Genomic DNA, 15589 nt, shown 5'->3' on the forward strand with positions numbered 1-15589 from the left:
CTTTAGTGAACGGCATAGTGTGATGCCGCTCACTGACAGGACCGTTGCTGAACTATGGCTGAAGATCAAAACCCGCCTGCTGACGAGCAGGACAGAAACAATAATGAGCGTAAGCGCCCGGGCAAGAAACCGTTAATTATCCTCGGCATTGTCGTGGTGGTAATGGTCGTTGTGGCGCTGGTCTGGTGGTTTTTAACCCGTAACGAAGAGACGACCGACGACGCCTTTACCGACGGCGATGTGGTGACGATTGCCCCCAAGACGGCGGGCTACGTTACCGAGCTGCGCGTGCGCGATAACCAGCGTGTGAAAAAGGGCGACCTGCTGGTAGTCATCGATCCGCGTGATACCACCGCGCAGCGCGATCAGGCTCAGGCGCAGCTTGGGCTGGCTATCGCGCAGCTCCATCAGGCCCAGGCGCAGCTGGCGCTCTCAAAAGTGCAGTATCCCGCCCAGCGTGATGAAGCTAAAGCGCAGGTGCTGAAAGCGCAGGCCGATCTGGCGAACGCGCAGGCAGAGTACCGTCGCCAGCGCGGCGTCGACCCGCGCGCGACCACCCAGCAAAGTATTGATTCCGCGAATGCTCAGCTACGCAGCGCCCAGGCTGGTCTGGCCAGCGCCCAGGCGCAGCTGGAAGTGGCGGAGCAGGTTCAGCTGCAAATTCGACAGCAGGAGACCAACGTCGAAGCCCGCGAGCGTCAGGTCGATCAGGCCAAAGCGCAGCTGGAAACCGCCAACCTGAACCTCTCTTACACCGAAGTCCGCGCTCCGTTCGACGGCTTTGTCACCAAACGCAACGTGCAGCCCGGCACGCTGGTGCAGGCGGGCACCGCGCTGTTCTCGCTGGTTTCCCCGAACGTGTGGGTGGTGGCGAACTTTAAAGAGTCCCAGCTTGAGCGCATGAAGCCCGGCGATAAGGTCAGCGTCTCCGTGGATGCCTGGCCGGATATGGAACTTGAGGGCCATATCGACAGCATCCAGCAGGGCAGCGGTTCGCGCTTCTCCGCCTTCCCGTCGGAAAACGCCACCGGTAACTTTGTGAAGATTGTTCAGCGCGTGCCGGTAAAAATCGTCATTGATAAAGGTCTTGATCCAAACAAGCCGCTGCCGCTGGGGCTGTCGGTTGAACCGAAGGTTACCGTGGAATGACGGATCACAGCCACGATAACTGGAAGCCCGCCAGCAATCCGTGGGCGGTGGCGATTGTCGTCACCCTGGCGGTGTTTATGGAAATTCTGGACACCACCATCGTCAACGTCGCGCTGCCGCACGTTGCGGGGTCGCTCTCGGCCAGCTATGACGAATCCACCTGGGTGCTGACCAGCTACCTGGTGGCGAACGGCATCGTGCTGCCCATCTCGGCGTTCCTGAGCCGGCTGTTTGGCCGCAAGCAGTTCTTCCTGATCTGCATCGTGATGTTTACCATCTGCTCGTTCCTGTGCGGCATTGCCACCGAGCTGTGGCAAATTATCCTGTTCCGCGTGATGCAGGGCTTCTTTGGCGGTGGGCTACAGCCCACCCAGCAGTCGGTGCTGCTCGACTACTTCAAGCCGGAGGACAGGGGCAAAGCGTTCGGGCTTTCCTCGATCGCGATTATCGTTGCGCCGGTGCTCGGCCCGACGCTGGGCGGCTGGATCACTGACAACTACTCCTGGCGCTGGGTGTTCTTTATCAACATCCCGGTGGGGATTGTCACGGTGCTGGCGATCTACCAGTTGCTGGAAGATCCGCCGTGGGAGAGCAAATCAAAAGAGAAGCTGACAATTGACTGGACAGGGATCGGCCTGATCGCCCTTGGTCTCGGTTGTTTGCAGGTGATGCTCGACCGGGGCGAGGATGACGACTGGTTCTATTCGAACTTTATCCGCACCTTCGCGGTGCTGACGCTGGTCGGCATTATCGGCGCAATCTACTGGCTGATGTATGCCAAAAAGCCAGTGGTGGATCTGCACTGCATGAAGGACCGCAACTTCGCGATCTCCAGCCTGCTGATGGCGGGGATGGCGATGATCCTCTACGGCAGCTCGGTGGTGATCCCGCAGCTGGCGCAGCAGGATCTGGGCTATACCGCCACCTGGTCCGGGCTGGTGCTCTCGCCCGGGGCGGTGCTGATTGTGTTAACCATCCCGCTGGTGCTGAAGCTGATGCCGGTGGTGCAGACGCGCTGGATCATCGCCTTTGGCTTTACCTGTCTGGCGGTGTCGTTCTTCTGGTCGCGCACGCTGACGCCGGATATCGACTTCGAAACGCTGGTGCTGTTCCGCAGCGCCCAGTCGATAGGTCTGGGGTTCCTGTTTGTGCCGCTCACCACCATCGCCTTTATCTCGATACCGAGGCGGCTCAACGCCGATGCGGCGGCTCTGTTTACCATGTTCCGCAACGTGGCGGGGTCCATAGGGATTTCGCTCTCGACGGCCGCCATCACCGAGCGCGCGCAGGCGCACAGCGCGCACCTTGCGTACCACGCCTCGCCGTTCAACGAGCAGTTCCAGCTGGCGATACGCGAGAGCGCGCAGGCTATTCAAAACTTCACCACCCAGGTGGGTGACCCTACGGGAATAGCCACCGGGAGGATGTACCAGACGATGATCGAGCAATCGCGCTTTTTGGCCTACATCGACGTCTTCACCATCCTGAGCGCGGTGGCCTTGTTACTGATTCCGTTTTGTTTGTTGCTCTCGCCGGTTAAGAGCGAGGGGAGTGCAGGAGCACATTGATGATACACAGACGTTTACACCCCCTGATGATAGTGATGCTGCTGGTGGGCTGCGCCGTCGGGCCGGACTACCAGCAGCCTGCGCCGCCCGCCGTTACGCACTGGAACGATAAGGGCGACAGCGCGGTGAAATCGCAAACCACCTCCGCCGCGACCAATCCCCGCTGGTGGAAAACCTTCGGTTCGCCGCAGCTCGACAGCCTGGTTGAGCGCGCCATCGCCGGAAACCTGACCCTGCAGCAGACGGTGCTGCGCATCGCCGGGGCGCGTGAACAGATTAACCAGGCGGGCGGGGCATTTTTCCCGTCGGTGAACGGCAATCTGCAGGCGACGCGCCAGCAGCTCGGGCTGGAAGGGGAGCTGAAATCCCACGGCGTTTACGACCAGCTGGATAATGTCGATCCTGAACTCAGAGGCGCGCTGGGGCCGCTGACGCAGCCGATTAACCTCTACCAGGGCAGCTTCGACGCCCAGTGGGAAATCGACCTGTGGGGCAAGGTGCGCCGTCAGGTGGAGGCGGCGGAGGCTCAGCAGAAGGCGGCTATAGAGCAGCGTAATGACGCGCTGGTGTCGCTGGAAGCCGAAGTGGCGCGCGCGTGGCTACAGCTGCGCGGGGCGCAGAGCATTATTGCCACCCTGAATACCCAGATTAAAAGCGCCCAGCAGACGTTGGATCTGACCGAAAGCCGCCAGCGGGGCGGGCTGTCGCCGCAGATGGATGTGGAAAACGCCCGGGCGCAGCTGGGCAACCTCGAAGCGCAGCTACCGCAGTATCAGGCGCAGGAGCGCCAGGCGATGAACGGCCTGGCGATCCTGCTCGGCAAGCCGCCGGGAGCGCTGGATGCGGAACTGCAAAGCGTGCAGCCAATGCCCGCGCTGCCGGATATCGTGCAAACGGGTATTCCGTCCACGCTGGCGCGCCGCCGTCCGGACGTGCGCGAAGCGGAGGCGAACCTTCACGCCGCGACGGCGCAAATCGGCGTCTCGGTGGCGGAGCTTTTCCCGAGCTTTACGCTCTCCGGGCAGTTTGGCCTGCGCAACAGCGAAAGCAACTGGCTGACCGACTGGAGCAGCCACTTCTACAGCTTTGGGCCGCAGGTCTCCATTCCCATTTTCCAGGGCGGGCGGTTGGTCTCCAGCGTTAAGGTGGCGCGCGCGCAGCAGGGGGCGGCGGTGCTGGATTATCGCCAGACGGTCCTGACGGCGCTCGGGGATGTCGAAAACGCGCTGGTAAGTTACCGTACCGACCAGCAGCGTGAAGCGGGTCTCGCTAAAACGATTGACGCCCTGCAAAACGCCTTTGATTTAGCGAGCGACAGCTACCGGCAGGGGATCGCCAGCTTTATTGACGTGCTGGACGCCCAGCGTCAGCTGGCGCAGGCCGAGCAGCAGCGCGCTCAGGCGCAGGTGCAGAGTGCGCTCGATCTGGTGGCGCTCTACAAGGCGCTCGGCGGCGGCTGGGAGCCCTATCAGCAGGTGCAGCTCCCGGATTACAGCGTCTTTGGTGACGCCCCGCGCGGATAAATTCAGAGGATTGGGCAAGAAACGGACAGGAACGCCACATTCGCGATGACTGAGGGGCGGGTATAACTATCGGGTACCCAATCGACATGCGAGGATTAACTTATGCGTTATCAAAAACTGGGCAACACCGGACTGTTTGTTTCTGAACTGTGCCTCGGCACCATGACCTTCGGCGGTGAAGGCGGCATGTGGGGAAAAATTGGCCAGCTGCAGCAGAGCGAAGCCGAACAGCTGGTAGGGCGCGCGCTGGACGCGGGTATCAACTTTATCGATACCGCCGACGTCTATTCGGAAGGGCGCTCGGAGGCGATCCTCGGGCAGGCGCTGAAAAACCTCAACGTCCCGCGCGAGAATGTGGTGGTTGCCACCAAGGTGTTCGGCGAAACGGGCACCGCGGGGGTGAACTCGCGCGGCAGCTCGCGCTATCACATCATCAGCAGCGTGAAGGAGAGCCTGCGTCGCCTGCAGCTGGATCATATCGATCTCTACCAGCTTCACGGCTTTGACCCCGTAACGCCGATTGAAGAGACGCTCTATGCGCTGGATAACCTGGTGCAGCACGGCCACGTGCGCTACATCGGCGTCTCGAACTGGGCGGCGTGGCAGATAGCCAAAGCGCTCGGGATTTCCGAGCGTCTGGGGCTGGCGCGTTTTGCGTCATTGCAGGCCTACTACACCATCGCCGGGCGCGATCTTGAGCGCGAGCTGGTACCGATGATGCAGAGCGAAGGCGTCGGGCTGATGGTCTGGAGCCCGCTGGCGGGTGGCCTGCTGAGCGGAAAATATGGCCGCGACGGGACGAGCGAAACCGGAGGCCGCCGTCTGGAGTTCGACTTCCCGCCGGTGAATAAAAACCGCGCCTTCGACTGCGTGGACGTGATGCGCACGATTGCCGAAAGCAAGGGCGTCTCCGTCGCGCAAATCGCGCTGGCGTGGCTGCTGCATCAAAAAGCCGTGACCAGCGTGATTATTGGTGCGAAACGTGTCGATCAGCTGGACGACAACATCGCCGCGACCGGGATCCGCTTAAGCGAAGACGAGCTTAAGCAGCTTGATGCGGTGAGCGCGCTGCCGCGCGAATATCCGGGCTGGATGCTGGAGCGGCAGGGAGAATATCGCCGCAATCAGCTCGCACAGCAGTAACCTTCCTTTTCCCCGGTGACGCTTCGCTTACCGGGGCTTTTTTTCCGCATCGCTCACAAAAAACGATCCTCCTCTTTGATCGCCATTTTATCTTCGACTATATGACTAGTCATGAATATTTAAATGACTAGTCATATAGGGAGAGAGAGCATGAACAAATCGCTGCCGGCCAATTTTTTATGGGGCAACTCGGTATCCAGCATGCAGACGGAAGGGGCCTGGAACGAGGGCGGGAAGGGCATGTCGGTGTACGACATTCGCGAAGCCGGGGAAAACATCTCCGACTGGAAAGTGGCGACCGATTCGTACCATCGCTACCGGGAAGATTTTGACCTGATGCAGGATCTGGGCATGAACTGCTACCGCTTCCAGATCTCCTGGAGCCGCGTGTGTCCGCAGGGTGACGGCGCGTTCAACGACGAAGGCATCGCGTTTTACGACCGCTTTATTGACGATCTGATCGCCCGCGGCATCGAGCCGATGATCTGCCTGTACCACTTCGATATGCCGCTGGCGCTGGCGCAGGAGTACAACGGCTTCAACGACCGCCGCGTGATGGACGCCTTTATCCGCTACGGCAAAAAGATGATCGACTGCTTCGGCGACCGGGTGAAGTACTGGCTGACCTTCAACGAGCAGAACATCTTCCATATGCCGGAAGCCTTCCGCATTTCCGGCTACATGAAAGGCGAGAAAACCTTGCGCGAGCTCTACGAGTTGCAGCATCACACCATGGTGGCGCACATGGCGCTGACCGAGTATCTGCACCAGACCAAACCGGGCAAGCTGATGGGCGGCATGCTGGCGCACCAGCTGATCTACCCGGCCACCTGCAAACCGCGCGATATCTTCTGCGCCCAGCAGTACGACGAGTTCCTCAACCAGAACCTGCTGCGCGTCTTTGCCGGGCAGGGCTACAGCCCGGCGGTGATGGCGGTGGTGGAGCAGGAGGGTTTTGGTGATATCTATCGCGCCGAGGATTTAGCACTTCTCGCGCGTACCAGAAACGACTATATGGCCTTCAGCTACTACGCCAGCAAAACGCTGGACAGCGATGCGATCCCGGAAGGCACGCCGGTGAACTATTACCTCCTGCACGGCGATAAAAACAACCCGTACCTGAAGGCCACCGAGTGGAACTGGCAGATCGATCCGCTGGGCTTTCGCACCATCATCACCCGCTACGCCAACGACTGGCGGATGCCGGTATTCCCGATCGAGAACGGTATCGGGGTGATTGAGTCCTGGGACGGCGTGAACCCGATTGAGGACACCTACCGCATCGACTACCACCGGGCGCATATCGACGCGATGAAGGCGGCGATGTTCGAGGACGGGGCGGAGGTGATCGGTTACCTCGGCTGGGGCTTAATCGACATTCTCAGCTCCCAGGGTGACATGCGTAAGCGCTACGGCGTGGTCTACGTCAACCGGGAAAACCACGACCTGAAAGACCTGAAACGCGTGCCGAAGAAGAGCTACGCGTGGTTAAAACAGGTTATTCATACCAACGGACGCGAGATGTAAGCCGTACGCTGCCGGGCCGTTTTTGTGACTGATTGATGGGAACTATCCGCTATGTCTGAAGCAAAAATAACACCGCACATGCAGTCCTTTGTCGATAAATTTGTTGAGTTCTCGGCGCGCCTGGCAAACCAGGTGCACCTGCGCTCCCTGCGCGACGCCTTCGCCACGGTGATGCCGATTTTCATCCTCGCCGGTCTGGCGGTGCTGGTGAACAACGTGGTGTTTCCGTGGATTTTTCACGGCGAGACGCTCGTGCAGTTTAAGGTGTGGGGCGAGGCGATTATCAACGGCACGCTGAACATCGCCGCGCTGCTGCTGGCGCCGATGATTGCCTGGTCGCTGGCGCGCAACAAAGATTTCGACAATCCGGTCTCGGCAGTGGTTATCGCCGTCAGCAGCTTCATCATCATGATGCCGATGCGCCTGCAGCTTACGCCCGTCGGTAGCGACGCCGCGGTGAACGTCACTCAGGTACTGACGTTCGCCAACATTGGCTCAACCGGGATTTTCGCCGGGGTGCTGATTGGGCTGCTCTCAACGGAACTGTTTATCGCTATTTCGCGCCTGAAGGCGCTGCACATTTCGCTGGGTGAGAACGTGCCGCCGGCGGTGAGCAAATCCTTTACCGCGCTGATCCCAACCATTCTTACATTGTCGGTGTTCGCCGTGCTGGCGGCGCTGCTGGCAAACGTTCTGCACACGGACCTGATCCATCTCATTACGACCTTTATCCAGCAGCCGCTGCGGCTGATCAACACCAGCCTGCCGGGGACGATTTTCATCTACAGCTTCGGTAACTTTCTGTTCACCCTCGGTATTCATCAGTCAGTCGTTAACAGCGTGGTGCTGGAGCCGTTCCTGCTGATCAACACCAACGAGAACATGCTGGCCTTCGCCAACGGTCAACCCATCCCGCATATCATCAACAACATTTTCGTGCCGACGTTTGGCATGGTGGGCGGCACGGGCAGCACAATATCGCTGCTGATCGCCATCTTTATCTTCTCCCGACAAAAGTCGGCTAAGCAGGTGGCGCGTCTGTCGCTGGCGCCGGGTCTGTTCAACATCAACGAGCCGGTCATTTTCGGCCTGCCGATCGTGTTTAACCTGCCGCTGATGATCCCGTTTGTGCTGCTGCCCGCCATCGGCATTTACTTCGCCTGGCTCTGTACCACGCTGGGATTAATGTCGCGCTGCGTGGTGATGATACCGTGGACCACGCCGCCAATTCTCAGCGCCTGGCTGGCGACGGCGGGGGACTGGCGCGCGGTGGTGGTGCAGTTGGCAATCATCGTATTTGGTGTATTCTTCTACCTGCCTTTCCTCAAGATTGCCGAGAGAGTGGCGATGAAAAACAGCGGGATAGAAAACTAACTGAAAGGAAGGACGATGGCGGCGAAGTACATCACCATAGCGCGGGAAATTAAAAAACGCATCATCAGCCAGCAGTACGCCGCCAATGAACCGCTGCCGGACCAGTTTGCGCTGGCGGCGGAGTTCAGCACCAGCCGGATGACCATTCAGCAGGCGATGCGCCAGCTGATCGTCGAAGGTCTGGTCTATACCCGCCAGGGACAGGGAACGTTTATCCGCAAAAACTTCCTTCAACTCTCGCAGTGGGATCTCTCCGGCAGCGACTACTTCGGCGCCACCAAAACCTGGGAGCATCTGGGCACGGTCACCAGCCGGGTGGTGCATTTTGAACTGCGCTTCCCGAACGAGAAAGAGCAGGCGTCGCTGATGATTAACGCCGATGCGCCTGTCTATGACTTTATTCGCCTGCGCTTACTAAACGGTGAACCCATGTCGCTGGATTCCACGGTAATGCCGATGAATCTGGTGCCCGGCTTGACGAAAAGCCATCTTGAAGGTTCGGTGTTCCAGTACGTTCAGGAGACGCTGGGGCTGAAAATTATGGGATCGTACCGGGTGGTGAGGGCGCTAAAGCCAAACACGCTGGACAGAGAGCATCTGGTCTGCGAGCAGACCGACCCGGTGCTGGAAGTGGAGCAGGTGATTTATCTGGAGGACGGCACAGCGCTGGAGTATGCCCACTGCCACTATCGCTACGACCACGGCGGGATCGTGATCGTGAATAACGGGTAAAAAAAAGCGGGCATCGAAGCCCGCTTTTTTAATTTTTCTCTGTTAATTCAAACGAACCGGCATACCGGAGCGGTTCTGAATCGCCTGGTCGACGATGGTGGTTTCCACGTCAGGCTGAGAGGTCACGGACTGCACCGCGCTGTTCAGCGTAATCGGTACGATCTCGTTGTTATTGATCTGGTCTTCGCTGGTGGACAGCGGGTTGTGCACTTCAATGTAGCGGCTGCCGTCTGGCTCAGAGGTCGCTTTCACCGGTTCGTTGATGAACTGCACGCGCGTGCCGACCGGCACGTTTTCAAACAGGAACTTAATGTCGTCGTTACGCAGGCGCACGCAGCCGTGGCTTACGCGCAGGCCGATACCGAAGTTGGCGTTGGTGCCGTGGATAGCGTACAGGCGGCCAATGTACAGCGCGTACAGTCCCATTGGGTTATCCGGTCCTGCCGGCACAACGGCTGGCAGCGGTTCGCCCGCAGCGATGTATTCCGCGTGCATTTTGGCGGTTGGGGTCCAGGTTGGGCCCGCTTTCTTACGCTCGACTTTGGTGGTCCAGTTCAGCGGGGTGTCTTTGCCCAGCTGGCCGATGCCGATTGGCAGCACGATAACGGTGTTGGTGCCTTTCGGGTAGTAATACAGACGCATTTCGGCGCTGTTGATTACGATACCTTCATGAACGGTATCCGGCAGGATCAGCTGCTGAGGAATATTCAGCACGGTACCCGCTTTTGGCAGATACGGGTCAACGCCCGGGTTCGCTTCCAGCATGTTAGACAGGCCCAACTGGTACTGTGCGGCGAAATACTCCAGCGGCTGAGAGTTACCCTCAGGTACCGTCACTACCTGATTTTGACCCACCAGACGGCTTCCGTCGGTCGGCAGGGGATACGTCACCGCAGACGCGGTCTTACAAAAACCTACTACGGCTAACGCCGCCGCAAAAAGCGTTGTTAATTTCATGTTCATGTTGTGCGAGGTATCTAAGCCATTCTGGCGATGAGTTGATAAGTCTGAATCTGTGATGGGAGCGCATTATATGTGCATTCCCGCTAACAGGGAATTCAGATGTGTACGAAATCACATTTTTTTCGATTTTGTTAAAGTTTAGTGGATTGCCGCAACACGGGATCTCAATTCGGAATTGTGGCATAATGCCGTGTTTATCACACTTTTCGCAGGAATCTCCCCGTGTTAGTTACCAGCAACGTCACTATGCAGTTTGGCAGTAAGCCGCTGTTCGAAAACATTTCCGTCAAATTTGGCGGCGGCAACCGTTACGGCCTGATTGGCGCCAACGGTAGCGGAAAATCCACCTTCATGAAGATCCTCGGCGGCGATCTGGAGCCAACGCTCGGCAACGTGTCGCTCGACCCTAACGAGCGCATCGGTAAGCTGCGTCAGGATCAGTTCGCCTTTGAAGAGTTCACCGTGCTGGACACCGTGATCATGGGGCACGCGGAGCTGTGGGAAGTGAAGCAGGAGCGCGATCGCATCTACGCGCTGGCCGAAATGAGCGAAGAAGACGGCTATAAAGTGGCCGATCTGGAAACGCAGTACGGCGAAATGGACGGTTATTCTGCGGAAGCGCGTGCGGGCGAGCTGCTGCTGGGCGTAGGCATTCCGGTTGAACAGCATTACGGTCCGATGAGCGAAGTCGCCCCAGGCTGGAAGCTGCGCGTGCTGCTGGCACAGGCGCTGTTCTCTAACCCGGACATCCTGCTGCTCGACGAACCGACGAACAACCTGGACATCGACACCATCCGCTGGCTGGAGCAGACGCTGAACGATCGCGACAGCACTATGATCATCATCTCGCACGACCGTCACTTCCTGAATATGGTCTGTACGCACATGGCGGATCTGGACTACGGCGAGCTGCGCGTTTACCCGGGCAACTACGACGAGTACATGACGGCGGCCACCCAGGCGCGTGAGCGTCTGCTGGCGGACAACGCCAAGAAGAAAGCGCAGATTGCGGACCTGCAGTCCTTCGTCAGCCGCTTCAGTGCCAACGCCTCTAAGTCGCGTCAGGCGACCTCACGTGCGCGTCAGATTGATAAAATCAAGCTGGAAGAAGTTAAAGCCTCCAGTCGTCAGAACCCGTTCATCCGCTTCGAGCAGGACAAGAAGCTGTTCCGTAACGCGCTGGAAGTGGAAGCCCTTACCAAAGGCTTCGATGAAGGCCCGCTGTTTAAAAACTTCAACCTGCTGCTGGAAGTGGGCGAGAAGATTGCCATCCTCGGCGCCAACGGCGTGGGTAAATCCACACTGCTGAAAACCCTGGTCGGCGAACTGCAGCCGGATAACGGCACCGCGAAATGGTCCGAGAACGCGCAGATTGGCTACTACGCGCAGGACCATGAGTACGAGTTCGAAAACGACCTCACCGTCTTCGACTGGATGAGCCAGTGGAAGCAGGAAGGCGACGACGAGCAGGCGGTGCGCAGCATTCTGGGGCGTCTGCTGTTCAGCCAGGACGACATCAAAAAGCCGGCCAAAGTGCTCTCCGGTGGCGAGAAAGGCCGCATGCTGTTCGGCAAGCTGATGATGGAAAAACCGAACATCCTGGTGATGGACGAACCGACTAACCACCTGGATATGGAATCTATCGAATCGCTGAATATGGCGCTGGAGATGTATCAGGGCACCCTGATCTTCGTCTCTCACGACCGTGAGTTCGTCAGCTCGCTGGCGACCCGCGTGATCGAAATTACGCCTGAGCGCGTGGTGGACTTCACCGGAAACTACGAAGACTACCTGCGCAGCAAAGGCATCGAGAACTAAAAAAAAGCCGGGTGGCGGCTTCGCCTTACCCGGCCTACGTTCTATCCCCTCTCCCTGTGGGAGAGGGTTAGGGTGAGGGCATCAGGCCGCACTACACCACCCATTCGCCCCCTTCAACCCCGTTCACCAGCAGCTTACGTTTTTCCCCTACAGGCAACGACACCTTCAGCGCTTTCCACGCCGGACGATAATCCCCGCGTGCGTTGATCTTCAGGTTGACGGTTGCGCCATCGCACACCATTTCCCATTCCACCCATAGCGCATTGCCGTTCTGATAGCCCCAGCTTTCGCCGTCGTCTTCAAACAGCAGCCCGGAGGTGGTGCCGACGCCCTTCACCGGGAACAGCTTCAGCTCGCGGGTGTCGTCTTTTTCAGCGGATACGTGGGTAATGCGCTCGCTCAGCGGCAGACCGGCACCGGCGCGCACCAGCAGCGGCAGTTTTTCCAGCGGCGCGTCGAGAACGATCGACTGGCCGCCCGCATACCACGCGTGGGTGTAAAAATCGTACCAGCCGGTGGCATTATCCGGCAGCCAGACGCGGCGCTCGCGCTGCCCGGCTTCGACGACGCTGGCAACCAGCAGGTCGCGGCCCAGCAGGAAGTCATCGCACTCTACGAAGGTCTGCGCATCGTGCTCGTGGTCGAGGAAGGTCGGGCGCAGCATCGGCTCGTCGTCGGCGTGCGCCTGCCAGAGCAGGGTGTAGAGGTACGGCAGCAGGCGGTAGCGCAGCTCAATCGCGCCGCGAATAGCAGGCGTGACGCCCGGATACATCCACGGCTCGTTCACCGTGTGGTCATCGTTCCATGAGTGAATGGTAAAGCGCGGATGCATCACGCCGTTCTGCACCCAGCGCACGAACAGCTCGGCGTCCGGCTTATCCCCGGAGAAACCACCCACGTCGTGGCCGACGTTGAACAGCCCGGACAGGCTCATGCCCAGCCCCATGCGGATGTTATAGCGCAGGGTGTCCCAGTTGGTGCGGTTATCGCCGCTCCAGGTCTGAACGTAGCGCTGCATCCCGGCGCAGCCGGAGCGGGAGATGAGATACGGACGTTTCTCCGGCGCAAAGCGCTGCTGCGCTTCCAGCGAGGCGCGCATCATCAGCAGCGGCATTACCGGACGAATGTGCTTGATGGCGATCTCCTTGCCGAAGCCAAAGCAGCGCGCTTCCCCGTCCCACACTTCATATTCGTTGTTGTCGTTCCAGGTGGAGTCGATGCCCATCTCCAGCAGTTGGGTAGTGACGCCGTTCTGCCACCACTTCACCGTCTGCGGGTTGGTAAAGTCGAGGTGCGAGCCTTCGTCATCCCAGAAGCTTGAACGTTCTGGTGCATCAGTTTCTGAATCACGAATGAACAGGCCGCTCTCCGCCACTTCGTTATAGCGCGGATGGTCCTGCAGCAGGCACGGCTTGATGTTGGCCGCAAGCTTCAGTCCCGCGTCGTGGAAGGCCTGGCTCATCACCTTCGGCTGCGGCACCTTGTCATAGTTCCAGTTGAAGACGTAGCGCTTGCCGTTGATGGAGGTATATCCGGAGGAGAGCTGGAACGAGTCGCACGGAATGGCGTGCTCTTCGCACAGGCGGATAAAGTTCATCAGCTGGTTCTGGGCGTCCGGCGCGTCGGTGTAGTGCATGGTTGAGCCGCTATAGCCCAGGCTCCATTTTGGCCCAAACAGCGTTTTCCCGGTCAGGCGCACGAAGGCTTTGGTGACGTCCAGCACGCGCCTGCCGGTAAAAATGTAGTAATCGATATCGCCCGCTTCCGCCTGCCAGCGGCGGTAGGCGGTGTGGTAGTTGTCGATCTCGTTGCCCAGATCCAGCCAGCAGCTGCTCAGGTTGTCGTAGAACAGGCCGTAGCTGACGTCGTCGCGGCGGGCGATAGTGAACGGGATGTGCTTGTAGAGCGGGTCGGTGCTGGCCGCGTTGTACCCCATTGCATCGAGGTTGCGCATCTCATAGCGCTTGCCGTTGCGCTGCAGATCGCCCGCTTTCTCGCCCAGGCCGTAGAAACGCTCGTCCTTGCGACGGCTGAGGTAGTGCGCCACGCCGTCGCCGTGGGCGTTCAGCAGGTAGGCGCTGGTCGGACGGTCATTAACCAGCGGCTGCCATTCGCCCGCCTCATTGCGGTAGTGCCACTCCATCCATAGCGGCTGGTGGACGGTCACGCGCAGCTGCTCCGTTGCCACCGTCACGGCATCATCCTGCTGCGTCAGGGTCCAGGCCGGGCAGGAGAAACCGCTTATATCGTCACGACGACGGCCTTCCCACGGCACGTCTTTTTCCGGTGCGATGCTCCAGGTGCGGTCCAGCGCCAGCTCGCCTTTGCGCTTAATCAGCACGCGGAACAGGTTCTCTTCCAGAACATACAGGCACAGGCGGTGCTGGTTATCGACCAGCAGTTCCAGATGGTTTGCCGACTGCTTATCTACGGTCCAGTTTTTCAGGGTTTTCATATGCAATACATCCACTATCAGGCGCGCTTGGCGCGACGTTCAGCAATAAATGCTACCAGGAAGACAGCGCCAATCAGGTCAAAGAAGCCCATGGCAATAAAGAGCGGGTTAAAGCCGATTTTGTCGGCGGTCACACCGATTAACAGCGAGAACAGGAAGCTGGCGATCCACGCCGCCGAGCCGCGCATGCCGTTGACGGTCGCCATCTGGCCTTTGTCGAACGACTCCACGACCAGGGCGCTCAGCATGCAGGAGATGATCTGGTGCCCGAAGCCGCCGATGGAGATCAGCACGATGGTGATATACGGGTCGCGGGTAATGGCGACGATGGCCAGCGAGATCATCAGGAACGCGCCGGTGACGGAGCTTGCCACCACCGAGTTTACGCGGGAGCAGCCGAACCAGCGGGTGTAGAGGCGCGTCAGGTAGCCGCTCGCCACGCTGCCGAGGTCGGCGGCGAGGAAGGGCAGCCAGGCAAACATCGCAATCTGCTTCAGATCCATGCCGTGCTCTTTGGCGAGGTACAGTGGCACCCAGAAGCTCAGCACGGCCCAGGCCGGTTCCGCCATAAAGGCCGGAATGGCGATACCGTAGAAACGTTTGTTTTTCGAGACGGTTTTCAGCGCGGTCAGAAACGGCAGTTTCACCGCGGGCGGTTCGTTATCCTGCTTGATAAACGCCAGCTCGTCCTTGCTCAGGTTCGGGTGCTGCTCCGGGTTGTGGTAAAACGCCCACCACAGGATCACCCACAGCAGCGCCAGCACGCCGGTAAACATAAACGCGCCCTGCCAACCGAACGAGGCGTGAGCAAAGTAGATGATAGGCGGAGCCAGCATCGCGCCGATGGAGAAGCCCACGCCCGCCCAGCCGGCGGCAACGGGGCGCTCTGATTTCGGGAACCATTCGCCGATGGTTTTGGCGTTCGCCGGGGTGGCGGCGGCCTCAGAGGCCCCCATAAAGAAGCGCAGAATCGCCAGGTGCAGCCAGCTTCCGGCGCCCGCGTGGAAGATACACATCAGCGCCCAGATCCCGGCGCAGACCATAAAGCCAATCTTCAGGCCGATAACGTCAATCAGCCAGCCGCACAGGGGCTGGAAAATGGTGTAGGCGATCTGGAACGCGCCGACGATCCAGGAGTACTGCTCGGTGGTGATCCCCAGGCTCTCTTTCAGTTCCGGGGCGAGGATCCCGAGCGAGTTACGGGTGATGTAGTTAACGGTGACGCCAAGTAAGAACAGCACCAGTACGTACCAGCGCAGGTTCTTGATGACGCGACGGGTTTTGCTTGTCGCAACGGTATTATTGATGTCCTGACTCATTTGACTCTCCACAAGACG

General features: G+C 59.3%; 11 protein-coding genes. 8 read left to right on the plus strand and 3 right to left on the minus strand.

Annotated features, from left to right (window positions below; all coding sequences use genetic code 11):
- Nucleotides 1–54 precede the first annotated feature (54 nt).
- From ACR42C_RS07305 to ACR42C_RS07335, 7 genes are all read left to right on the plus strand, one after another.
- Entirely contained in the window at nucleotides 55–1149 is a 1095-nt protein-coding gene (locus ACR42C_RS07305; RefSeq protein WP_316379989.1) for an HlyD family secretion protein, read from the plus strand.
- Complete coding sequence (locus ACR42C_RS07310; RefSeq protein WP_028012453.1) at nucleotides 1146–2717, plus strand: DHA2 family efflux MFS transporter permease subunit; 1572 nt, start codon at nucleotides 1146–1148, stop codon at nucleotides 2715–2717. Before ACR42C_RS07305 ends, ACR42C_RS07310 begins: the two co-directional genes overlap by 4 nt.
- The gene (locus ACR42C_RS07315) at nucleotides 2717–4240 is read left to right on the plus strand and encodes an efflux transporter outer membrane subunit (RefSeq protein WP_163330788.1); all 1524 of its coding nucleotides are present in this window, start codon (nucleotides 2717–2719) and stop codon (nucleotides 4238–4240) included. Before ACR42C_RS07310 ends, ACR42C_RS07315 begins: the two co-directional genes overlap by 1 nt.
- A gap of 102 nt (nucleotides 4241–4342) precedes the next feature.
- Nucleotides 4343–5383, plus strand: coding sequence for an aldo/keto reductase (locus ACR42C_RS07320; protein ID WP_479984932.1), 1041 nt, complete (start codon nucleotides 4343–4345; stop codon nucleotides 5381–5383).
- 150 nt (nucleotides 5384–5533) lie between these two features.
- Nucleotides 5534–6910, plus strand: a complete 1377-nt coding sequence (locus ACR42C_RS07325) for a glycoside hydrolase family 1 protein (protein WP_163330790.1) — start codon at nucleotides 5534–5536, stop codon at nucleotides 6908–6910.
- A gap of 51 nt (nucleotides 6911–6961) precedes the next feature.
- On the plus strand, nucleotides 6962–8284 hold the full coding sequence (locus ACR42C_RS07330; protein WP_163330791.1) for a PTS sugar transporter subunit IIC: 1323 nt from the start codon (nucleotides 6962–6964) through the stop codon (nucleotides 8282–8284).
- 15 nt (nucleotides 8285–8299) lie between these two features.
- The gene (locus ACR42C_RS07335) at nucleotides 8300–9016 is read left to right on the plus strand and encodes a GntR family transcriptional regulator (RefSeq protein WP_479984933.1); all 717 of its coding nucleotides are present in this window, start codon (nucleotides 8300–8302) and stop codon (nucleotides 9014–9016) included.
- 42 nt (nucleotides 9017–9058) lie between these two features.
- Here the strand turns inward: ACR42C_RS07335 and ldtB are convergent, their stop codons facing one another.
- On the minus strand, nucleotides 9059–9979 hold the full coding sequence (gene ldtB, locus ACR42C_RS07340) for a L,D-transpeptidase (RefSeq protein ID WP_008501186.1): 921 nt from the start codon (nucleotides 9977–9979) through the stop codon (nucleotides 9059–9061).
- Nucleotides 9980–10201: 222 nt separating this feature from the next.
- Between ldtB and ACR42C_RS07345 the strand changes: the two genes are divergently transcribed.
- Complete coding sequence (locus ACR42C_RS07345; RefSeq protein ID WP_479984934.1) at nucleotides 10202–11797, plus strand: ABC-F family ATPase; 1596 nt, start codon at nucleotides 10202–10204, stop codon at nucleotides 11795–11797.
- A 91-nt stretch (nucleotides 11798–11888) separates the two neighbouring features.
- Here the strand turns inward: ACR42C_RS07345 and ACR42C_RS07350 are convergent, their stop codons facing one another.
- Nucleotides 11889–14252, minus strand: coding sequence for a glycoside hydrolase family 31 protein (locus tag ACR42C_RS07350; protein WP_479984935.1), 2364 nt, complete (start codon nucleotides 14250–14252; stop codon nucleotides 11889–11891).
- Between the two features lie 17 nt (nucleotides 14253–14269).
- Nucleotides 14270–15571, minus strand: coding sequence for an MFS transporter (locus ACR42C_RS07355; protein ID WP_116343402.1), 1302 nt, complete (start codon nucleotides 15569–15571; stop codon nucleotides 14270–14272).
- Between the last annotated feature and the right edge of the window lie 18 nt (nucleotides 15572–15589).

It is taken from the genome of Enterobacter sp. MG-EB028 (genome assembly GCF_056673305.1).